This is a genomic window from Brevundimonas faecalis, from assembly GCF_040549405.1.
Classification (GTDB): domain Bacteria; phylum Pseudomonadota; class Alphaproteobacteria; order Caulobacterales; family Caulobacteraceae; genus Brevundimonas; species Brevundimonas faecalis.
The window spans coordinates 1363196-1384459 of record NZ_JBEPTF010000001.1 but is presented as its reverse complement, the minus strand read 5'-3'; the positions used below and the strand labels follow the sequence as shown (position 1 = coordinate 1384459).

Genomic DNA, 21264 nt, shown 5'->3' with positions numbered 1-21264 from the left:
TTGGACGAACCCGAGTTCAGCGCCAGCGGCCCTTTCGGCGTCTTCGGACCGGAAGAGCTGCTGGCCTGCTACGCCCGGGGCGTCTTTCCCATGGCGGACGCGCGCGATGATCCGCGCGTCTATCTGATCGAGCCGGATCAGCGCGGCGTCGTTCCGCTGGAACGCTTCCACATTCCGTCGCGCCTACGTCGTACCGTGCGCGGCGAACCTTTCCAGGTTCGGGTCGACACCGCCTTTGCTGCGGTCCTCGACGCCTGCGCCGCCTCGGCTCCAGGGCGCGAAGACACCTGGATCAACGACCCGATCCGCCGTCTCTATATCGAACTCCACGCGCGCGGCCACGCCCACAGCCTGGAATGCTGGCGGGACGAGGTTCTGGTCGGCGGCCTGTACGGCGTAACCCTGGGCGGCGCCTTCTTCGGCGAGAGCATGTTCAACCGGGCCCGCGATGCGTCCAAGGTCGCCCTGGTTCATCTGGCGGCGCGCTTGAGAAAGGGCGGTTGGAGCCTGCTGGACGCCCAGTTCCTGACCGAACATCTCAGCCAGTTCGGCGCCGTGGAAACCCCCCAGGCGGCCTATCTCAGGATGCTGAAGCCCGCCTTGCGCCTGACGCCCGACACAGGCGTCCTGACCGCGCCCATGACGGGCGCAGAAGCCGTGGACTACGCCTTACAGCCGACCACCCAGGCGTCGTAGATCGGGTGTTGCAGCCCGCTGACGCCCGGCGATGAGGCGAACATCCAGCCCTTGAAGATCTGGCGCGCCTCGGTCGGCACGGCGACGCCGCGCGGCTGAACCCCGACTTCCAGATAGGCGATGGCGTCCTCGGTCTGTTCGTCCGAAGCCGAGACCTCGCAGGCTCGAGCGCTGAAGATCAGGGTCTTGTTGAAGCGGACTGGACGACCGCCGACCTCGACCTCGAACCGCATGGATTCGGCCGTGACCTTGTCGATGGCCTGGATGACAGCGATCGGGCGGCGTTGACGACGGCCGGGGACCGGCGCGGGTTCGGTCGGCCCCTTGGGGGCTTCCTCGGCCTCGGCTTCCGGCGGAACGTCTTCCTGTACGGCCGCGATCTCCGCCTCGGGAGTCGTCACGACGACCGGCGTGCCGGGTGCTGCATTCGGCGCAGCGGGTTGAGCCGGAGCCGGCGGCGTCTGCCCAGACGGAGACGACGGTTGCGTCGGCTGAGGATTGGGCGCCTGCAAGGGCGAGCGCGTCGTGTCGCGCAGCTTCTCGCCCACCGGGTCCTGAACCGGAACGGCGTCCTGCGGCAAGTCCATCAGGGCGCCGGTCACGCCGACGCCGGCGACCGCCAGTCCCGCCACGGCCACGCCGACAAGCAGGAGGCGGTTACGGTTCATTCCGGGCTCCAGGCCTGATAGTCGCCGGTCGCGGCCGGGCGCTTGCCCTCGTTGGCCAGCGAGCCCTGCGGGCGCCACGCCATGGGCGTGCCTGTCAGGTTCGGCAGGTGATCCTTTTCCCAGGCGCGACGCGGCAACGGCTTCTCGACCGGGGTCTCGTCATAGGTGTAACGCAGCCAGCCCTGCCATTCCGGCGGAACCTTCGACGCCTCGGCATAGCCGTCATAGATGACCCAACGGCGCTTGCGGCCGTCATAGCTGACCGTGTCGCGCGACTGGTAATAGCGGTTGCCGAACTCGTCCGTGCCGACCAGTTGGCCGCGTTTGCCGACGGTGAACAGGGTGCCGATCGTGGCGCCGTTCCACCAGGTGAAGATCTTGCTCAGCACGTCGTCGAACCTACTCGAATCCCGTCGCGCGGGGAGGTCCGGCGACGCGGGACGATCATAGAAACCGCAGCCGCCCGCGTCCAGCACGGAGCGTCACAGGATGCAATCAACATCTTGGGGGTAACCCTGATCAGGCCCCCAAGATTTATTGAACCCCTCCAACATACACCGTTACTGTCGTCGCCAGGACACGCGCGGAGACCTCTGATGCGCATCAAGCCCCGTTTCGCCCCCCTCGCCGAGGCCGTGGCGATGGAGCCCAGACGGATCGAACGGCCCGACACGGTCGCGACGGTGAGCGCGCCCGCCGATTGGACCGACGTCCGCGTCGAGGCCTGGCTGGACTGGGCCGACGACCTGCCGTCGGACCTTCCTCACGACGCCGTCGCCGCTTCGGACCCCGAATCCGCAGGACCCGCCGCTTCGATCGCCAGATGGGCGCACCGTCTCGCCGCCTGGGGCCATGCCCAGGGCCTGTTCTCTCGGCCTGCGGACGCCCAGACATTCGCCGACGAATTGACGGCCGCCGTGATCCTGGGCCTGGCGGCGCCCGGCCAGGTTCAAGCCGACGGCGTGCGCGCCGCGTCGGCTCTGGACCTGGGCGAACCGGGCGCGGCGCAACATCTGGCCGATCTGGCCGTGGCGAGACGCAGCGAGCGCCTCGCCGAGCGCGCTGTCCAAGCCCTTGCCGACTCGCTGAAAGGCGTCGCCGACGCCGTGGATCGCTGCGAAGGACCGCGCGAGGCCTGCGCCGATCCGGCCGCCAATCCCGCCCTGGCGCGCGCCGCCCTGGCCGCTCGCCGCTGCGGCGCGACCGACGCCGACATCCTGCGCGCCGCCGAGGGCGAAAACTCGGAAGCGTCGCCTTCCGCTCGCCCCGGCCACCCGCTCTTGCCAGTCCTGGCGCGTCGCGACACCGTCGCCTCGGGCGGCCCGGAAGCGCTCACGGCCGCCGAAACCGGGCTGGAGCTAGACCTGGCCCTGGTCTTCTCGCCGCGCGACGCCGAAGTCCTGGCCGACGCCGCCCTGGAAGCCCGCGCGGCCATCTGCCTGCCCGCCCTGGCGGCCCTGGCCAAGGCCGACTTTGAAGACGCCCTGGACCACCTGACCCGCCTGCTGGTCCTGGCGCTGGAGATCGAGATCGGCTGCGGCCTCTCAGCCGATGCCTCATCGGCTCGACGCAGGAAGGCCGCCCGTCCCATCGCCCTGGGCCTCGTCGGCCTGACGGACTGGGCCGTGGCTCGCGACGCTGATCCCGTCGCCTCGACCGCCTGGGTCGGATCTCGTCTAGGCGCTGCGGCGAACGCGGCCTCCATGGAAATCGCTGGTCGTCTCGGCCCCTGCTCTGAATGGGACGCCGTCCGCGACGATGTTCTGGAGCGCGTCTCCCCGGCCGACGCCGAGGCCCTGGCGCGCCATGGTCGCCGCCACGCCGCCATCAACCTTTTCGTGCGCGACGCTGAGTTGGACCTGCGGCTGGGCGCCTCCCCCTTCGCTCACCACGACCTGTTCCAGACGGATGACGGCGAGATGGAGCGCCGCCTTCGTCCATCCCTGACGCGAGCCATGGCTCGCGCAGGCGGCGATGTCGAAGCCGCCGAGCGCCGCCTGTTCGGGCGCCGCACCCTGGTCGACGCCCCCTATATCGATCATGCCGCCCTACGCGACCTGGGTTTCACGGATGTGGAGTTCGAGGGCGTCGAGACGGCGCTCAGCCAGGTCAACGACCTGGCGTCCGCCTTCGCCCCTCCTGTACTGGACGCTGGCTTCGTCACCGATGTCCTGGGCCTGTCGGTCGAAGAGGGCTCGGCGCTTCTGCCGCGCCTCGGCTTCAGCGACGCCATGATCACCGCCGCCCAGACCTATGCCTTCGGTCACGCCGACCTGTCGGATTGGAACGACGCTCCGGCCGCTCTGCACGGCCTGTTGTCGCACGCGCCGGCCGCGCTTGACGCCGAACTGCGTCGCGGACTTGAGGCCTATAGCGACGCGCCTGACGTGACGCCGGAGATGATCGACTGGCGCTCCGGCGCGCTGCAGGCGGCCCGTATCCTGGGCCAGGCCGCACGTGAAGGTCGACGCGCTGTCGTCTTGAAACGCGCCGCGCCGCCGGCTGATTTCCGTCTGGACCTGCCTGAAGCCGAAACGCCCTTCCAACGACGGCCCGAACCGGACGTCCGCCTCGAATCCAAGCCCGTCGAACGGGTCATCGAGAAGGTGATCGAACGCGACCGCACGCGGCGCAAGCTGCCGGACCGCCGAAAGGGCTATATCCAGAAGGCGGCTGTCGGCGGGCACAAGGTCTACATCCACACCGGCGAATACGAAGACGGCGAACTGGGCGAGATCTTCATCGACATGCACAAGGAAGGCGCCGCCTTCCGCAGCCTGATGAACAACTTCGCCATCGCCATCTCCATCGGCCTGCAATACGGCGTGCCGCTGGACGAGTTCGTCGACGCCTTCGTCTTCACCCGCTTCGAGCCCGCCGGGCGCGTCACGGGCAATGATTCCATCCGCTCCGCCAGTTCGATCCTCGACTACATCTTCCGCGAACTGGGCGTCTCCTATCTGGACCGCCACGAACTGGCGAACGCCGAGCCCGAGGGCCTGAACCCGGACGGCCTGGGCGGAGCGGCGGACGACGCCGAGCCGGTGCCCGCGGCCCGCTTCATCTCCAAGGGCTTCGCGCGCGGCGCGGCGCCCGACAACCTCGTGGTCGTGCCTTTCGGTCGCAAACCGGACGCGCCGACGTCAGGTCCTGCGGCGACCGAGGCCGTGGCCTGCCCCGCCTGCGGCGACTTCAGCCTGCAGAACCGGGGCGGCGGCTGGACCTGCGACACCTGCGGGGCCGCACCGCAGATGCAGGGTTGAGACGAACGGATCGGCCCGCTTCTTGCTTTGAACCGGCAAAGACCGGAGATCCTGCATGAACCGTCTCGCATTGGCACTCGCCCCCGCCCTCGTCTCGGCCCTGATCGCCGTCTCGGCCCTGCCCGCAGCGGCCCAGAACGCGTCCCAGATCGGTCGCGTGCGCGGCGGCGCCTCCTGCCCCGGCTGCAACCTGTTCCAGGGCGACTTTTCCGGCATGGAGGTGCGCGGCCTGAACCTGTCGGGCGCGCGCCTGCGTCAGGCGGACCTCAGCCTGACCGTCATGAACCGCACCCGCTTCAGCCGCGCCGACCTGCGCGATGTCGAAGCCTACGGCGGCGTCTTTTCCGGCTCCAACTTCGCCGGGGCGGACCTGACCAACGCCAGCTTCGTCGGCGCCTATCTGGACGGTTCGGCCTTCGCCGGCGCCAAGCTGAGCGGAACCAATCTGTCGGGCGCCCAGTTGTCGCGCGCCACCGGCCTGACCCAGGGCCAACTCAACCAGGCCTGCGGCGACGCCGCCACGGCCCTGCCCTCGGGCCTGCGCATTCCGGCCTGCTGAGCGCCCCCTTCGTTACCGCGATTTAAGTAGGGTTTTTCGGGCATTGGGAGCATTGAGTAAGGGTGATGAAACGCTCATTCGCCCTTCTCCGTCGCCTGGCCCCGCTGGCCGCAGCCCTGCCCGGGATCATGCTCGCCGCGCCCGCCCTGGCAGGCGTGACGGTCTCGACCCAGATGCAGGATCGCGACGTCGCCCGCATGGTTTCCCTGGGCGGCAGTTGCAACCGTTGCGAGTTGTCAGGACGTGATCTGTCGGGCGCCACCTTCACCGGCGCCAGCTTCACCAACGCCACCCTTGTCGGCGCCACCCTGCGCGGCGCCGAGCTGATCGGTTCGAACTTCGCCGGCGCCGACTTCAGCCGCGCCGACATGCGCGGCGTCGAAATGGTCGGCGCCAACTTCACCAGCGCGGTCTTCACCAGCGCCAATATGACGGGCGCCGAGGCCACAGGCGCGAATCTGGTCGGTGCGAATTTCCAGAGCGCCAACCTGTCCTCGGCCGAGTTGAACGGCGCCAATTTCAATCGCGCCGTCCTGACCCGCGCCAATCTCAGCAACAGCGAAATGTTCGGCTCGACCCTGGCCAATGTCAGCGCTGTCGGCGCCGACTTCTCCAACGCCGAGATCGACGCCTCCAACCTGAGCAACGGCGTGTTCGACAACGCCAAGTTCAACAACGCCTCGCTGGACAGCGCGCGCCTCTCCGGCGGCAGCTTCAACCGCGCCAACTTCTCTGGCGCCTCCATGCGACGCACCGATATTCGCGGTGTCGATCTGTCCTCCGCCCGCGGCCTGAACCAGGATCAGGTGGAGGAAGCCTGCGGCGACTCGGCCACCCGTCTGCCAGGAGGACTCACCGTCCATAGCTGCTCGGGAAGCAGCAGCAGCCGTATTCGCGTGATCCGCACCCCGCCTGCGCCGCCCGTACCGCCTGCGCCCCCGATCCCGCCGCGGCAACGCAATCTGGTCATCGCCTCCGGCGACTGACACCAAAGAAGAAGGGGCGGCCCGCCGGGACCGCCCCTTTTCATATTCAAGACCTGTCGGTTCGCCGCCTATTTGAGCGGCAGGGCCGTGCGGATCGACAGTTCCTTCAGTTGCTTGTCGGCGGCCTCGGCCGGCGCGCTCATCAACAGGTCCTGGCCCTGCTGGTTCAGCGGGAAGGCGATGACTTCGCGGATGGCGACCTGATTGGCCAACAGCATGACGATGCGGTCGATGCCGGGGGCCAGACCGCCGTGCGGCGGGGCGCCGTAGCGGAAGGCGTTCAGCATGCCGCCGAACTGCTCCTCGACCACCGAGGCGTCGTAGCCGGCGATCTCGAAGGCCTTCAGCATGATCTCGGCCTTGTGGTTCCGGATCGCGCCCGAGCACAGCTCATAGCCGTTGCAGACGATGTCGTACTGATAGGCGCGGATGGTCAGCGGGTCCTGGGTCTCCAGGGCCTCCATACCGCCCTGCGGCATCGAGAAGGGGTTGTGGCTGAAGTCGACCTTCTTCTCTTCTTCCGACCATTCGAACATCGGGAAGTCGACGATCCAGCAGAACTTGAACTGCTCTTCGTCGACCAGCTTCAGCTCCGTGCCGACGCGGGTGCGGGCCAGGCCGGCGAACTTGGCGAAGACCGACGGCAGACCGGCGGTGAAGAAGGCGGCGTCGCCCTTGCCCAGACCCAGGGCGGTCATCAGGGCCTCGGTCGGCTCCTGACCCAGGTTCTTGGCGATGGGGCCGCCCCACGACTGCTGATCGTCCGACCAGAAGATATAGCCAAGGCCCGGCTGGCCCTCGCCCTGCGCCCAGGAGTTCATGCGGTCGCAGAAGGCGCGCGAGCCGCCGGTCGGGGCCGGAATGGCCCAGACAGCGTTCTTCTCGTCGGCGCCCAGGATCTTGGCGAACAGGCCGAAACCGCCGTCGCGGAAATGCTCGGACACGTCCTGCATCTTGATCGGGTTGCGCAGGTCCGGCTTGTCGGATCCGTACCACTTCATCGACTGCTCGAACGTCAGGCGCTCGAAGCCCTTGTGCTCCATCGTCTGACCGAAGTCGTTGGTGAAGGTTTGCACGCCGTCGATCGGCGACACCGGCTTGCCCTCGCCGAACTCGGTGAACAGGCCGTGCATCAGCGGCTCGATCGCCTGGAAGACGTCTTCCTGGGTGACGAAGCTCATCTCGACGTCGAGCTGATAGAATTCCAGCGAGCGGTCGGCGCGCAGGTCTTCGTCCCGGAAGCAGGGCGCGATCTGGAAATAGCGGTCGAAGCCCGAGACCATCAGCAGTTGCTTGAACTGCTGCGGGGCCTGCGGCAGGGCGTAGAACTTGCCCGGATGCATGCGCGACGGCACCAGGAAGTCGCGCGCGCCTTCCGGCGACGAGGCCGTCAGGATCGGCGTCTGATATTCAAGGAAGCCCTGGGCGACCATGCGGTTGCGGATCGACTGGATCACGCGCGAACGCAGGACGATGTTCTTGTGCAGGGTCTCGCGACGCAGGTCCAGGAAGCGGTTCTTCAGGCGAATCTCTTCCGGGTATTCCGGCTCGCCGAAGACCGGCAGCGGCAGTTCGGCGGCTTCCGACAGGACTTCCACCGACTGGACGCGGACTTCGATCTCGCCGGTGGGCAGGTTGGCGTTGATGGTCGAGCCTTCGCGCAGAACCACTTCGCCGTCGATCCGGATGACGCTTTCGGCGCGCAGGCGCTCCACAACGTCAAAGCCCGGGGTTTCCGGGTGCAGGACCAGCTGGGTCAGGCCGTAGTGGTCGCGCAGGTCGATGAACAGCAGGCCGCCGTGGTCGCGCTTGCGGTGAACCCAGCCCGACAGACGAACATTCGCGCCCGCATCCGTCGAACGGAGGGCGCCGCAGGTATGGGAGCGATAGGCGTGCATGATCGGATTTCGTCTGAAAACGGCTGGCGAACAGCGTGAATTAGGAGCGGGGAAAGGCCCATCATCGCCCCCGAAAGTCAAGGCTGAGCGGTGAATCCACAGGCCTCGCACGGTTGTCCCCGTGATCCCGCCCCAGGACGGGAGGCAAAATCGAAACCCTGCGGCTAGGGTCCGGCTCATGAACGCCCCGGCGCCCGACAATCCTCAACTTCGCCTGCCGTTGACGCAGGACGCGCCCCAGCGCGCGATCGACCTTGCCGTTTCGCCGTCCAATGCAGCCGCCGTCGCCGCCCTGGCGACCTGGCCCGAAGCCCCTGGCGCGGTTCTGGCCGTCTTCGGCCCGCCCGGCTGCGGCAAGAGCCATCTGGCCGCAGCCTGGGTGGAGCGCACCGGCGCCGTCGCCCTGCACGGCGCGGAGGCCGCCCTGATCGACCCGCTGGAACTGGAAGGCCGCGCCGTCCTGCTGGACCGAGCCCAGGATGCGGACGACGAGAGCCTGTTTCACCTGATCAACCTGACCCAGTCGGGCGGCGGCGCCCTGCTGCTGGTGTCGCGTGATCCGCCCGCGGCCTGGGAGACGGCCCTGCCTGACCTGCGGTCGCGCCTGAACGCCATCCGCACCGTAGGCGTCGAGGCGCCGGACGATCTGGTCTTCGCCGCCATGCTGCGTCGCGCCTTCGCCAGCCGGAACATCACGCCCGCAGAAGACGTCATCGACTATCTGGTTCGACGCATCGACCGTTCGGCGGACGCGGCGGACCGCATCGTGGACCGCCTGGACGCCCAGCACCGCCCGGTGACGCGCGTCCTGGCCCGTCAGGTCCTGGACGGCGACGACGCCCCGGCCTGATCCGCCTTCGCCACCGGCGTCAGGAAGATCGGAACCAGCAGGATCAGCAGGACCGCCACGGCCATGGCCGCCGCGAACGGAACGCCCGACAGCCCCAGAAAGGTCTTGGCCGTCCACAGCACGACGAACAGACCGACGCACAACCAACCCATGCCTGACGCCCGAACAATGCGCTCGCCGCACCCGCGGCAGTCGAAGGGCCGGGGCTTCAGCTGGGACAGGGCGCGCATGACCGGGATGCGGCGACGACAGGATGGGCAGGCCCCAGGGCGAATCTCGATCTTCATGCGGCCCTGTTAGCTCAGGGATTTCGTCCGGTCCCTGCGGCAATCGGCCGTTGGGACGCACATCGCGGTTGCAGCTGTCACAGGGCCGCGCGACAACAGCCGCATGACTGACATCGCGCCTATCGCCGTCGACAACACCGGCGAGGAAGTCCCCTCGTCCCGCGCCCCCCAGCTGGAGCTGTCCGAGGCGCTGATGGCCTCGCCCGAACGCTACATCAACCGCGAACTGTCGTGGCTGGCCTTCAACGGTCGGGTGCTGGAAGAGGCGGCGAACGAAAGCCACCCCCTGCTGGAGCGGGTGCGGTTCCTGTCCATCTCGGCCAATAACCTGGACGAGTTCTTCATGACCCGGGTTGCGGGCCTGAAGGGTCAGGTGCGCGAGCGCGTTCGCGTCGTCTCGCCCGACGGCCTGACGCCGGCCGAGCAGTTGGAGCGCGTCAACGCCGCCGCCGGGGGCCTGATGGCCGAACAGCAGCGCCGCTGGCGCGTTCTGCGCCGCGAAATGGCCGCCGCCGGGATCGAGGTCGTCGACGGGTCCAAGATCACCCGCACCGAGCGGGAACGCCTGGAGCCGGAGTTCCTGAACCAGCTGTTCGCCGTGTTGACGCCCATGGCCATCGACCCGGCCCACCCCTTTCCCTTCCTGCCGAACCTCGGCTTCTCCCTGGCGCTGAAGCTGCGGCGCAACAGCGACAATCGCGTCCTCTACGCCCTGGTCCCGGTGCCGACCCAGGTGCGCCGTTTCTGGGCCCTGCCCACCGACGGCCGCTCGACGCCCGGCCGCACCCGCTATGTCTCGCTGGAAAGCCTGCTGCTGCTCTTCATCGACCACCTCTTCCCAGGCTGCGAAATCCTGGAAAAGGGCTTGTTCCGCCTGATCCGCGACTCGGACATCGAGATCGAGGAAGAGGCCGAGGACCTGGTCATGGAGTTCGAAGAGGCGCTGAAGCAGCGCCGCATGGGCTCGGTCGTGCGGATCAAGATCCAGGCCGACATGCCCGACGACCTGCGCGACTTCATCATCGGCGAGTTGCACGCCCTGCCCCAGGACGTGGTGCTGGTCGAGGGCATGCTGGGGCTGGCGCAGCTGGCCGAACTGATCCCCGGCGGCCACCCCGATCTGAAGTTCAAGGGTTATGAGCCCCGCTATCCGGAGCGGGTCCGCGACAACGGCGGCGACATCTTCGCCGCCGTGCGTGAAAAGGACATGCTGATCCACCACCCGTTCGAGAGCTTCGACGTGGTGGTGCAGTTCCTGCGTCAGGCGGCGCGCGACCCCAATGTCATCGCCATCAAGCAGACCCTGTACCGCACCTCCAAGGACAGCCCCATCGTCGCCGCCCTGATCGAGGCGGCCGAAAACGGCAAGAACGTCACCGCCCTGATCGAACTGAAGGCGCGCTTCGACGAAGAGGCCAACCTGCGCTGGGCGCGCCAGATGGAACGGGCCGGCGTCCATGTTGTCTTCGGCTTCGTGGAATGGAAAACCCACGCCAAGCTCAGCGTGGTGGTCCGCCGCGAGAGCGAGGCCCTGCGCACCTACTGCCACTTCGGGACCGGCAACTATCACCCGACGACGGCCAAGATCTATACGGACCTCAGCCTCTTCACCTGCGATCCGGCCCTGGGACGCGACGCCACGCGCGTGTTCAACTACATCACCGGCTACGCCGCCCCGGACGAACTCGAAGCCTTGGTCGTCTCGCCCCTGAACATGAAGACGACCCTGCTCCAGCTGATCGAGAAGGAGATGTCCGCCGTCGCCAAGGGCAGGCCCGCCGCCATCTGGGCCAAGATGAACGCCCTGGTGGACCCGGAAATCATCGACGCCCTCTACCGCGCCAGCCAGCAAGGCGTGCGCATCGAACTGGTCATCCGCGGCATCTGCTGCCTGCGCCCCGGCGTCCAGGGCCTTTCGGAGAATATCCGGGTCAAGTCGATCGTCGGCCGCTTCCTGGAACACAGCCGCATCGTCGCCTTCGCCAACGGCCACGACCTGCCCAGCAACAAGGCCAGGCTGTTCATCTCCTCCGCCGACTGGATGCCGCGCAACCTGAACCGCCGGGTCGAGTTGATGACCCCCATCCTGAACCCGACGGTGCATGATCAGGTGCTGGATCAGATCATGGTCGCCAACCTGAAGGACGACGCCCAGAGCTGGACGCTGGAACCTGATGGAACCTATCGCCGCGTCGTCCCCTCTGGTCCTGAACGACCCTTCTCGGCGCACAAATACTTCATGACCAACCCCAGCCTCTCCGGACGCGGCCGCAAGGTGAAGACCCTGCCGGGCGCCCTGTCCTACCCGGGTCTCAAGTCGCGGAAGCGCCGCTGATGGGCGTCGAGGCCGAGTATCCGTCGCGTCAGATCGCCGTCATCGACATCGGCTCCAACTCCGTGCGCCTGGTGCTGTACCGGCTGGAGGGTCGCGCGGTCTGGACCATGTTCAATGAAAAGGTCCTGGCCGGCCTGGGCCGCGACCTGGCGGCCACCCGACGCCTGTCGGTCCCGGGCGTGGTCTCGGCCATGACGGCCCTGCGCCGCTTCGCCGCCGTGATCGAGGGCGTCCAGCCGGACCAGACCATCGTCGCCGCCACCGCCGCCGTGCGCGAGGCCGAGGACGGCCCCGACTTCTGCGCCCGCATCGCCGCCGAGACCGGGCTTCAGGTCCGCGTCCTGAGCGGAGAGGAAGAAGCCCGCTATTCCGCCCTCGGCGTCCTGGCCGGCGCCCCGCGCTCGCACGGCGTGGCCGCCGACATGGGGGGCGCCAGTCTGGAGCTGACACGGCTCAGCAACGGCGGCTCGCAGCGGCATCTGGACAAGGGCGTGACCCTGCCCCTGGGGCCCTTCGCCCTGGCCGACGCCAAGGGGTTCGACGCCGACCGGCTGCGCGGCCGGATCGCCAAGCGCCTGGCCCCGGTCGCGACGGCCTTCGCGGCCGACGAACTGCATGCGGTCGGCGGCGCCTGGCGCAGCCTGGCCCAGATGCATATGGCCATGACCCATCATCCGCTGCGGATCGTCCACGAGTATGCGATGAACGCCGCCGATGTGCGCGACCTGTCTCGCCTGGTCGCGCGTCAGTCCAAGGCCTCGTTGGAAAAACTGCCGGGCGTGTCCAAACGCCGGGCTGAAACCCTGCCCTACGCCGCCCTGGTGCTGGACGGCCTGATCGACGCCCTGAACCTGAAGTCCGTGACCTTCTCCGCCTGGGGCGTGCGCGAGGGCCTGCTCTACGCCGGCCTGTCGCCCGAGATGGCGGCCGTCGATCCCTTGCTGGCCGGCTGCTCCGCCTGGGGCGGCCGTCAGGGCGTGGATCCGGCCCTGCCCCGCGCCCTGGACGGCTGGCTGCAGCCGGTCGTCTCGGCCATGCCCGAAGCCTTCGGCGAGGAGCGCGACGCCATGCTGACCGCCTCCGTCTGCCGCCTGGCCGACCTGGGCGCCCGACTGCATCCCGACCACCGTGTCGAGCTGGTCTTCGATCAGGTCCTGCGCTCGCCCATTCCCGGCCAGACCCATGCCGAGCGCGCCTTCATGGCCGTGGCGATGAACGCCCGATACGGCGGCGAGGCCAGGACGCCGGCGCCCGACACCGTCGCGCGCCTGCTGCCGGAACGCGCTCAACGCCGCGCCCGCGCCCTGGGCCTGGCCATGCGCCTGGCCTGCGACCTGTCGGGCCGCTCGCCGCAGCTCCTGGCCAACGCCGCCGCCACAGTGGAGAAGGGTTCGCTGCGGATCACGGCCGCCGAAGGCTACGCCGACATGCTGCTGGGCGAACAAACCAAGCGCCGCGCCAAGGCCCTGGCCGAAGCCATGGGAGTGGCGCTGAAAATCTAGAGGAATGATCCCATGCCCGTAACCGGAATCGGCGGCTTATTCTTCCGCTCAAAGGACGCCAAGGCCCTGGCCGACTGGTACCTGACCCACCTCGGCGTCGGCGCGCCGGAAAATCTCTGGGTCTGGAATCAGCAGGCGGGACCGACCGTCTTCGCCCCGTTCAAGGAAGACAGCGACTATTTCGCCGCCGACCGTCGCTGGATGCTGAACCTGCGGATCGAGGGTCTGGACGACCTGATCGCCTCGCTGAAGGCGGCCGGGATCGAGGTCGTAACCAAGGCGGAATGGGATGCGACCCCGGAGATCGGACGCTTCGCGCGCATCCATGACCCCGAGGGCAATCCGATCGAGCTGTGGGAGCCGGCGTCGCCGCCGGCTTAATCCCGACTAGCCTTCGATTTCGACGACTTCGACGCGCGAACCGTTCAGCACCAGTGCGATCTCGCCCTTCTTGAGCTTCAGGGCGTCCTCGCCGAACAGCTGTCGGCGCCAGCCCTTCATGGCCTCGACGTCCGCATTGTCGTCGATGGCGATCTTCTCCAGATCGGCGACGTTGGCGATCAGCTTGGTCGCCACGCCGGCGTTGTCGCTCTTGGCCTTCAGCAGCACCTTCAGCAGTTCGACCACCGAGGGCGGGGCCGGCTGGCTGTGCGCCGGGCGCTCCAGCTTGGGCGCATGGGCTTCCGGGTCGGCCAGAACGCGCTTCAGTTCAGCGGCCAGCTCCAGGCCCAGGCGCGAACCGCCGAAACCCTTGGGTACGGAGCGCAGGCGGTTGAAGGCGTCAGGGTCAGTCGGGGCCTGGACCGCGATCTCGTCGATGCCCTCGTCCTTCAGGATACGGCCGCGCGGCTGGTCGCGTTCCTGGGCCGCGCGCTCGCGCCAGACGGCGACGGCGACGAAGGCGGCCAGGTATTTGGCGCTGAACTTCTTGGGCTTCAGACGCTTCCACGCATTCTCGGGCGTGGTGTCATAGAGGGCCGGATCGGTCAGGGCGCCCATTTCGGACATGACCCAGTCCAGGCGGCCTTCCTTCTGCAGCCGGTCGCGCAGCTTGGGATAGAGGGCGGCCAGGTGGGTGACGTCGCCGAGCGCATAGGTCAGTTGCGCATCCGACAGCGGACGGCGCGCCCAGTCGGTGAAGCGGCTGCCCTTGTCCAGTTCCTGACGCAGCATCTGGCGGACCAGGGCTTCATAGCTGACCTGATCGCCGAAGCCGGCGGCCATGGCGGCGACCTGGGTGTCGAACATGGGCTTGGGCATGGCGCCCAGGCGGTTGAAGATTTCGACGTCCTGACGGGCGGCGTGGAAGACCTTGATGATCGATTCGTCGCGCAGCAGGTCGAGGAAGGGCTCGAGGTCCATATCTTCCGCCAGCGGATCGATGATCGCCGCATCCGTCGCGGAAGCCGCCTGGATCAGGCACAGCTTGGGCCAGTAGGTCGTCTCGCGCATGAATTCGGTGTCGACCGTGATGAACGGGGCCTTGGCCAAGCGTTCGCAGAACTCGATCAGCGCGTCAGTTGTGGTGATTGGCGTCATTCCGATGCTATAGCCCCGCGCGACGCCGTCGTGGCAAGAGCGCTGCGACATATTTTCGCCCCCGATTTCGAGCCGTGACCGATGAGCGACACCCCTGAGCCCCTGAAAAACGGCCTGACCTACGCCGACGCAGGCGTGGACATCGACGCCGGGGAAATGCTGGTCGACGCGATCAAGCCCCTGGCCAAGTCGACTCGCCGCCCGGGCGCGGAGGCCTCGCTGGGCGGATTCGGCGCCCTGTTCGACCTCAAGGCCGCCGGCTTCGAGGACCCGCTGATCGTCACCACCACGGACGGCGTCGGCACCAAGCTGAAGATCGCCATCGAGACCGGCCGTCACGACGGCGTGGGGATCGACCTAGTCGCCATGTGCGTCAACGACCTGCTGGCCCAGGGCGCCGAGCCCCTGATGTTCCTGGACTACTACGCGACCGGCAAGCTGGACGTGGACGCCGCGCGCCGCGTCGTCGCCGGCATCGCCGAGGGCTGCCGCCAGTCGGGCAGCGCCCTGGTCGGCGGCGAGACGGCCGAAATGCCGGGCATGTATTCCGGCGGCGACTACGACCTGGCCGGCTTCTCGGTCGGCGCGGTCGAGCGCGGCCAGGTCCTGCCCTATCTGGACCAGCAGAAGGCCGGCGACATCATCATCGGCCTGGCCTCCTCGGGTCCGCACTCCAACGGCTATTCCCTGATCCGCAAGGTGGTCGAGAAATCCGGCCTGGCCTGGGGCGACGACGCTCCCTTCGCCAAGGACTGCACCCTGGCCCAGGCCCTGATGGAGCCGACCCGCATCTATGTGAAGCCGGTCCTCCCCCTGATGAAGGCCGGTCTGGTCAAGGGTGCGGCCCACATCACGGGCGGCGGCCTGATCGAAAACCCGCCGCGCTGCATCGCCGAGGGCCTGCAGGCCGCGTTCGACTGGAACGCCTGGGCCCTGCCTCCGGTCTTCGAGTGGCTGGGTCAGGTCGGCGGCGTCTCCGACCATGAACTGCGCCGCACCTTCAACTGCGGCGTCGGCTTCATCCTGATCGTCTCGCCCGAGAACGCCGAGCCGGTCCTGGCCGCCCTGCTGAACGCCGGCGAGACCGCCTTCATCTGCGGCCAGTTGGAAGCCGCCTGAGCTTTCAGCGCCTGAAACGACAAAGGCCCCGGTCTCGCGACCGGGGCCTTTTTTCATGCCTGAAGCGTCAACCGATCAGCGACCGCTCTGCGAGCCGTCGTAGAAGCGCGCCATGTCGGTATAGAGCTGCTCCAGCGCCGGGCGGCTGGTGTACATCATGTGCCCGCCTTCATAGTAGGTGAAGGTCAGGTTGCCCCTCAGGTGCGGCTCCAGCATCATCTGCGCCAGATCATATTCCGTGCTGAAGAAGGGCGTGGCGGCGTCGTAATAGCCGTTCAGCGACAGGACCTTCAGATGCGGATTGCGCCGCATGGCCGTGGCCAGGTCGATCGCCGTGTTCGGCGTGGTCTGCGCCCCTCCGACCGGCGGACGGTGACGCCAGTCCCAGTCGAAGCCCGGCAGGCCCCGCGCCGACTGGCGATAGTCCATGTCGGTCCGATAGTTCAGCGTATTGGCCACATAGTCCCGGAAGATGCCGAAATAGGCCCCGGTGACGGCGCTGCTCGACGGGTCCTCCTCCGGCGAGCCGCCCACGGCGTCGGCGTCATAACCGGTGTAGCGCATGTCCAGACGACCCACGGTCTGGCGCCGGTCGCGCAACAGCTCCTTGCGGAAGGGGCTGAGCTCCAGACGAAGATTGGCCTGGTCGATCACCTCGGGCGAGATGCCGATCAGTGCGCTCATATGCTGGGCGATCTGGGTGCGCTCGGCGTCCGAGATCAGGTGCCCCTTCGACAGGGCCGCCGCGTAGGGACCGATGGCGAACTCGCGGGCGCGCTGGACGTGCGCCTCCAGGCTGGGCTTGTTCGCGATCTTGCCGTGATACCAGGCCGTCGCCGCATAGGTCGGCAGCAGGCTGATGAAATTCTGCGGATAGCCCGGCTGGCGCACGCCGTAGTTCAGGATGGACGACAGCAGGACGACGCCGTTCAGCGACATGCCCCGGTCCTCCAACTGATGCACCAGGGCGCCGGCGCGCAGGGTGCCGTAGCTTTCGCCCAGAACATATTTCGGGCTGGCCCAGCGATTGAACTTGGTCGTGTAGCGCATGATGGCGCGGGCGAAGGTGTCCGCGTCCTGGTCCACGCCCCAGAAGGTCGAGCCGGGGGTCTCGCCCAGCGGACGCGAATAGCCGGCGCCGACCATGTCGATGAAGACCAGGTCGGTCTTGTCCAACAAGGTCATGTCGTTGGGCGCCAGGTTGAAGGGCGCCGGACGCTCCACCACCGGCTGGTCGGTCTGGACCCGCATCGGGCCGAAGGCGCCCATGTGCAGCCAGATCGTCGGCGACCCAGGGCCGCCGTTGAACATATAGGTGACCGGCCGCTGTCCGACCGGCTGACCGTCCAGCGTATAGGCCACGTAGAAGAGGCTGGCCGTGGGCATGCCCGCGTCATTGCGCACCGTCAGCGTGCCGGCCGTCGCCTTGTAGCGCATGGCGCGACCGTGAGCGGTGATCGAATGGCTGGTCGTGACCTCCTGCTCGTCAGCGACGGCGCGGGCCCAATTCTTCTCGATCTGCTCCGCCGTCGAGTTACGCAGCCGATCCGCAGCCGACCGCACCGGGCCCGAGCCGCCGCTCGAGGCTTCCTGAGCCGAAGAAACGACCGGCGCGGCCAGAAGGGCCGCGGCGCAGGCGGCGGAAAGCAGATGACGCATGAATATTACTCCCCCCGGAGCCGGATGCCCCGACGGCAGGGACGCTATCGCCAAGGTCTCCGAAGAAGCAACGGAGTTCGCGACATTCCAGCGACAATCGTTCACGGTCTTATCGCGGTTGCAGGCCGCCGCTTGCCAAGCGGACGCAACCGCCGCATGGCTCCCGCCTTCGCTCATCCGCCGTCCCAGAGCCTCCATGCCCGCCGCACCGACTGCCCGGAAGACCCGCGTCGCCGTCCTGATCTCCGGTTCGGGCACCAATATGGTCAGCCTGATCGCGGAGGGGCGGTCGCCGGATTCGCCCTATGAAGTCGTCCTGGTGGTGAGCAACATCGCCATGGCCGCCGGGCTGGAAAAGGCTCGCGCGGCAGGCGTCGAGACCGCTGTCATCGAACATCGCCCCTTCGGCAAGGATCGAGAGGCGCATGAGCGGGCCCTGGACGCCCTGCTGGTCGAACACGAGGTCGAAGTCATCGCCCTGGCCGGCTACATGCGGCTGCTGACTCCCTGGCTGGTGCGCGAATGGGAGGGCCGGATGCTGAACATCCACCCGTCCCTGCTGCCCCTCTATCCTGGCCTGAACACCCACGCTCGCGCCCTGGAAGCCGGCGACGCGGAGGCCGGATGCACCGTCCACATCGTCACCGAAGGCGTGGATGAAGGCCCCGTCCTGGGCCAGGCCCGCGTGCCGATCCTGCCGGGCGACACGCCTGACGTCCTGGCCGAACGGGTCAAGGCGGCGGAACATATCCTGTACCCCCGCACCCTGTCCGACTTTGTCGGAAGATTACATTCTTAACGATTTTTAATGCGACAGGCGGTCGCAGGGGGGAGCAGTTTCCCCGCGATCCGGCGGACCGGCTTTCAGACGCGTCCGCCTGCCAGAATCCATATGGGAAGACCCTATGATCAAGACCCGTCTGATGGGCGCCGCCGGCCTCGCGCTCGCCCTGACGCTTTCCGCCCAAGCCGCCTCTGCTCAGAACGCCTCGGCCCCGCAGATCCATCCCTGGGGCTTTGACCTGAACGGTCGCGATCTGGCGGTGAAGCCGGGCGACGACTTCAACGCCTACGCCAACGGGACCTATCTGCGGAACACCGAGATCCCTTCGGACAAGGCCCGTTTCGGTCCGTTCGACGTCCTGTACGAGAACGCCCAGAGCCAGTTGAAGGCCATCATCGAGGCCAGCGCCGCCAACCCGACCAACGCCAATGCGCAAAAGGTCGGCGCCCTCTACGCCAGCTTCATGGACGAGGCCCGCGTCAACCAGCTGGGCGCCCAGCCCCTGGCCGCCGACCTGGCCGCCGTTCGCGCCGTGACGAACCACAGCGGCATGGCCCGCCTGATGGGTGAAAGCCACGCCGGTTTCGGCGGCTCCCTATTCGGCGTCGACGTGTTCGAAGACCTGCAGAACCCCGACCTCAACTCGGCCTACCTGGGCCAGGGCGGTCTCGGCCTGCCTGATCGCGACTACTACCTGAAAGCCGACTTCGCGCCTCAGCGTGAAGCCTATGTCGCCTATGTGACCCGCGCCCTGACCGCCGCAGGCTGGTCCAATCCCGCCCAGGCCGCCGCCGACATCCTGGCCTTCGAGACCAAGGTGGCGGAAAAGCACTGGACCACGGTCGAGCGCCGCCAGATCGACAAGATCTACAACCCGGCCGCGACCGCCGACCTGGCCCGCCTGGCGCCCGGCTTTGACTGGGCCGCCTTCCTGCAAGGCGCCCAGATCGCCAATGTGCCGACCATCGTCCTGATGGAAAACACCGCCATCCCCGGCATCGCCCAGGTCTTCGCCGACACCTCCCTGGACACGCTGAAGGCGTGGGAGGCCTTCCAGATCGTCGATCAGGCTGGCCCCTACCTGTCCGACGCCTTCGTGAACTCGCGCTTCGAATTCCGCGGCAAGACCCTGCGCGGCCAGCCCGAGAACCGTCCGCGCTGGAACCGCGGCGTCGCCCTGGTCGACGGCCAGTTGGGCGAGGTGCTGGGCCAGGAATACGTCCGCCTGCACTTCCCCGCCTCGTCCAAGACCCAGATGGAGGCCCTGGTCGCCAACCTCAGCGCCGCCATGACCGAGCGCCTGAAAAACCTCGACTGGATGAGCGAGGCCACGCGCGAGCAGGCCCTGCTCAAGATGTCCAAGTTCGGCGTGAAGATCGGCTATGCGGACAAGTGGCGCAGCTATGACGGCCTGGACCTGCGCGCCGACGACCTCTACGGCAACGTCGAACGCGCCTCGGCCTTCGACTGGGCCTGGAAGCGCGGCAAGATCGGCCAGCCGGTCGATCCGCTGGAATGGGGCATGACGCCCCAGACGGTGAACGCCTACTACAACCCGCCGCGCAACGAGATCGTCTTCCCGGCCGCCATCCTGCAGCCGCCCTTCTTCGATCCGAACGCCGATCCAGCGGTCAACTACGGCGGCATCGGCGCCGTGATCGGCCACGAGATCACCCACGGCTTCGACGACCAGGGCCGCAAGTCGGACGCCAACGGCGTCCTGCGCGACTGGTGGACGCCGGAAGACGCCGCCCGCTTCGAGGAACGCGCCAAGGTCCTGGGCGCCATCTACGACGCTCAGGAGCCCGTGCCCGGCATGCACATCAACGGCGAGCTGACCATGGGCGAGAACATCGCCGACCTGGGCGGCCTGCTGATGGCGCTGGACGCCTATCACCGCAGCCTGAACGGCCGTCCTGCGCCGGTCATCGACGGCCTGACGGGCGACCAGCGCGTCTTCCTCGGCTGGGCCCAGGTCTGGCGCGAGAAGTCGCGTGAGGCGGCGCTGAAGGAGCAACTGACCACGGACCCGCACTCGCCGGGCGCCGCACGCGCCTCGACCCCGCCGCGCAACATCGACGCCTGGTACGCGGCCTTCGGCGTCACGCCGGGTCAGGCCCAGTACATCGCCCCGGAAAGCCGCGCGCGCATCTGGTAAGGGCGTCTGGCGACGGACAAGCGAAAGGGCGTCGGCTTCGCGGCCGACGCCCTTTTTTATGCCTGGCGATGAAGTCCTAGTGGGGCTTCTTCGGCGTGGTGGCCGCGCCCGCGACCGCGCCGATGGCGGCTCCGGCCACGGTGGCGCCGGTGTTGCCGCCGATCGCCTGACCGGCGACAGCCCCGCCGATGGCGCCTGTAGCGGCCCGTTGTTCCGTGGTCGTGCCGCAGGCGGCCAACAGGCCCACGACGCCGACGACAGGAGCCAGTTTGAGGATCGTCTTCATGGCGGTCTTCCTTCGATGGCTGATCGGAAACAGGACCTTGAAAACGAAAACGGCCCGCCTCCGGTTCCGGAAACGGGCCGTCGTCATGCTTGCGCTAAGCTCGCAACGCAGTTGCTCGCGACTTGAGCGCTAGGCTGCGACGGGTCGAAAAGGCGGAGCCTTTTGACCGCAGCCCAACAAAAAAAGTCCTTAGCCGACGATGTCGGCGTCGGTGAAGAACTGGGCGATTTCGATGCCGGCGTTTTCCAGCGAGTCCGAACCGTGGACCGAGTTCTCGCCGATCGACAGGGCGAACAGCTTGCGGATGGTGCCTTCGGCGGCGTCGTTCGGGTTGGTGGCGCCCATGACTTCGCGGTACTTGGCGACGGCGCCTTCGGCTTCCAGAACCTGGACGACGACCGGCTCGGCGATCATCTGCGACACCAGTTCGCCGTAGAAGGGACGCTCGGCGTGCACTTCGTAGAACTTCTTGGCTTGGGCTTCCGTCAGCTTGACGCGGCGTTGGCCGACGATGCGCAGGCCGGCGCCTTCGATCACGGCGTTGATGGCGCCCGTCAGGTTGCGGCGGGTGGCGTCGGGCTTGATGATCGAGAAGGTGCGTTCGGTCATGGGAGTGACTTCTTGTTTGGGAGTTTGAGGGTCGCGGGCTTATAGCGAGCGCCCGTCCGCTTTCCA

Annotated in this window: 19 protein-coding genes; 11 read left to right on the top strand and 8 right to left on the bottom strand. The window is 67.7% G+C overall.

Annotated features, from left to right (window positions below; genetic code table 11):
* A complete protein-coding gene (gene aat / locus ABIE19_RS06815; RefSeq protein WP_354088367.1) occupies positions 1 to 696 on the top strand; it encodes a leucyl/phenylalanyl-tRNA--protein transferase in 696 nt (231 codons plus the stop codon).
* On the opposite strand, the gene ABIE19_RS06810 is transcribed toward aat, so the two are convergent.
* Complete coding sequence (locus ABIE19_RS06810) at positions 663 to 1364, bottom strand: DUF2155 domain-containing protein (RefSeq protein WP_354088366.1); 702 nt, start codon at positions 1362 to 1364, stop codon at positions 663 to 665. The two genes, aat and ABIE19_RS06810, sit on opposite strands and share 34 nt — an antisense overlap.
* Positions 1361 to 1753 carry an NADH:ubiquinone oxidoreductase subunit NDUFA12 gene (locus ABIE19_RS06805; protein ID WP_354088365.1) on the bottom strand — a complete coding sequence of 131 codons (393 nt, stop codon included), beginning with the start codon at positions 1751 to 1753 and terminating at the stop codon, positions 1361 to 1363. The genes ABIE19_RS06810 and ABIE19_RS06805 overlap by 4 nt, the downstream gene beginning before the upstream one ends.
* A 207-nt stretch (positions 1754 to 1960) precedes the next feature.
* On the opposite strand from ABIE19_RS06805, the gene ABIE19_RS06800 reads away from it, so the two are divergent.
* The 3 genes from ABIE19_RS06800 to ABIE19_RS06790 all read left to right on the top strand — a co-directional run bounded on the left by ABIE19_RS06800 (position 1961) and on the right by ABIE19_RS06790 (position 6172).
* A complete protein-coding gene (locus ABIE19_RS06800) occupies positions 1961 to 4627 on the top strand; it encodes a TSCPD domain-containing protein (protein WP_354088364.1) in 2667 nt (888 codons plus the stop codon).
* A gap of 55 nt (positions 4628 to 4682) precedes the next feature.
* Positions 4683 to 5186, top strand: coding sequence for a pentapeptide repeat-containing protein (locus ABIE19_RS06795; protein ID WP_354088363.1), 504 nt, complete (start codon positions 4683 to 4685; stop codon positions 5184 to 5186).
* A gap of 65 nt (positions 5187 to 5251) precedes the next feature.
* Positions 5252 to 6172 carry a pentapeptide repeat-containing protein gene (locus ABIE19_RS06790; RefSeq protein ID WP_354088362.1) on the top strand — a complete coding sequence of 307 codons (921 nt, stop codon included), beginning with the start codon at positions 5252 to 5254 and terminating at the stop codon, positions 6170 to 6172.
* 68 nt (positions 6173 to 6240) lie between these two features.
* On the opposite strand, the gene aspS is transcribed toward ABIE19_RS06790, so the two are convergent.
* Positions 6241 to 8070 carry an aspartate--tRNA ligase gene (gene aspS / locus ABIE19_RS06785; RefSeq protein WP_354088361.1) on the bottom strand — a complete coding sequence of 610 codons (1830 nt, stop codon included), beginning with the start codon at positions 8068 to 8070 and terminating at the stop codon, positions 6241 to 6243.
* A gap of 178 nt (positions 8071 to 8248) precedes the next feature.
* Between aspS and ABIE19_RS06780 the strand changes: the two genes are divergently transcribed.
* On the top strand, positions 8249 to 8920 hold the full coding sequence (locus ABIE19_RS06780; protein ID WP_354088360.1) for a P-loop NTPase family protein: 672 nt from the start codon (positions 8249 to 8251) through the stop codon (positions 8918 to 8920).
* Here ABIE19_RS06780 and ABIE19_RS06775 read toward each other — a convergent pair.
* Positions 8887 to 9207, bottom strand: coding sequence for a hypothetical protein (locus ABIE19_RS06775; RefSeq protein ID WP_354088359.1), 321 nt, complete (start codon positions 9205 to 9207; stop codon positions 8887 to 8889). The two genes, ABIE19_RS06780 and ABIE19_RS06775, sit on opposite strands and share 34 nt — an antisense overlap.
* Positions 9208 to 9310: 103 nt before the next feature.
* Between ABIE19_RS06775 and ABIE19_RS06770 the strand changes: the two genes are divergently transcribed.
* From ABIE19_RS06770 to ABIE19_RS06760, 3 genes are read left to right on the top strand one after another with little or no spacing between them, the layout of a single operon-like run.
* Positions 9311 to 11542, top strand: coding sequence for an RNA degradosome polyphosphate kinase (locus ABIE19_RS06770; RefSeq protein ID WP_354088358.1), 2232 nt, complete (start codon positions 9311 to 9313; stop codon positions 11540 to 11542).
* The gene (locus tag ABIE19_RS06765; protein WP_354088357.1) at positions 11542 to 13044 is read left to right on the top strand and encodes a Ppx/GppA phosphatase family protein; all 1503 of its coding nucleotides are present in this window, start codon (positions 11542 to 11544) and stop codon (positions 13042 to 13044) included. The genes ABIE19_RS06770 and ABIE19_RS06765 overlap by 1 nt, the downstream gene beginning before the upstream one ends.
* 12 nt (positions 13045 to 13056) lie before the next feature.
* Positions 13057 to 13425: a VOC family protein gene (locus ABIE19_RS06760; protein ID WP_354088356.1), complete on the top strand. Its 369-nt coding sequence runs from the start codon at positions 13057 to 13059 to the stop codon at positions 13423 to 13425.
* Positions 13426 to 13431: 6 nt separating this feature from the next.
* Here the strand turns inward: ABIE19_RS06760 and rnd are convergent, their stop codons facing one another.
* Positions 13432 to 14583 (bottom strand): ribonuclease D, encoded by a 1152-nt coding sequence (rnd, locus tag ABIE19_RS06755; RefSeq protein WP_354088599.1) that lies wholly within the window; start codon positions 14581 to 14583, stop codon positions 13432 to 13434.
* A gap of 81 nt (positions 14584 to 14664) precedes the next feature.
* Here rnd and purM point away from each other — a divergent pair, with 81 nt between their 5' ends.
* Positions 14665 to 15702 carry a phosphoribosylformylglycinamidine cyclo-ligase gene (gene purM, locus ABIE19_RS06750; protein ID WP_354088355.1) on the top strand — a complete coding sequence of 346 codons (1038 nt, stop codon included), beginning with the start codon at positions 14665 to 14667 and terminating at the stop codon, positions 15700 to 15702.
* 75 nt (positions 15703 to 15777) lie between these two features.
* Here the strand turns inward: purM and ABIE19_RS06745 are convergent, their stop codons facing one another.
* A complete protein-coding gene (locus ABIE19_RS06745) occupies positions 15778 to 17361 on the bottom strand; it encodes a S10 family peptidase (protein ID WP_354088354.1) in 1584 nt (527 codons plus the stop codon).
* 196 nt (positions 17362 to 17557) lie between these two features.
* Between ABIE19_RS06745 and purN the strand changes: the two genes are divergently transcribed.
* Both purN and ABIE19_RS06735 read left to right on the top strand, forming a co-directional pair.
* Positions 17558 to 18160: a phosphoribosylglycinamide formyltransferase gene (purN, locus tag ABIE19_RS06740; RefSeq protein WP_354088353.1), complete on the top strand. Its 603-nt coding sequence runs from the start codon at positions 17558 to 17560 to the stop codon at positions 18158 to 18160.
* Positions 18161 to 18266: 106 nt separating this feature from the next.
* Positions 18267 to 20303 (top strand): M13 family metallopeptidase, encoded by a 2037-nt coding sequence (locus ABIE19_RS06735; RefSeq protein ID WP_354088352.1) that lies wholly within the window; start codon positions 18267 to 18269, stop codon positions 20301 to 20303.
* A gap of 76 nt (positions 20304 to 20379) precedes the next feature.
* On the opposite strand, the gene ABIE19_RS06730 is transcribed toward ABIE19_RS06735, so the two are convergent.
* Together ABIE19_RS06730 and ndk are read right to left on the bottom strand one after the other, a co-directional pair.
* Positions 20380 to 20589 (bottom strand): YMGG-like glycine zipper-containing protein, encoded by a 210-nt coding sequence (locus ABIE19_RS06730; RefSeq protein ID WP_354088351.1) that lies wholly within the window; start codon positions 20587 to 20589, stop codon positions 20380 to 20382.
* Positions 20590 to 20778: 189 nt separating this feature from the next.
* Positions 20779 to 21198 (bottom strand): nucleoside-diphosphate kinase, encoded by a 420-nt coding sequence (ndk, locus tag ABIE19_RS06725; RefSeq protein ID WP_207826732.1) that lies wholly within the window; start codon positions 21196 to 21198, stop codon positions 20779 to 20781.
* Positions 21199 to 21264 lie beyond the last annotated feature (66 nt).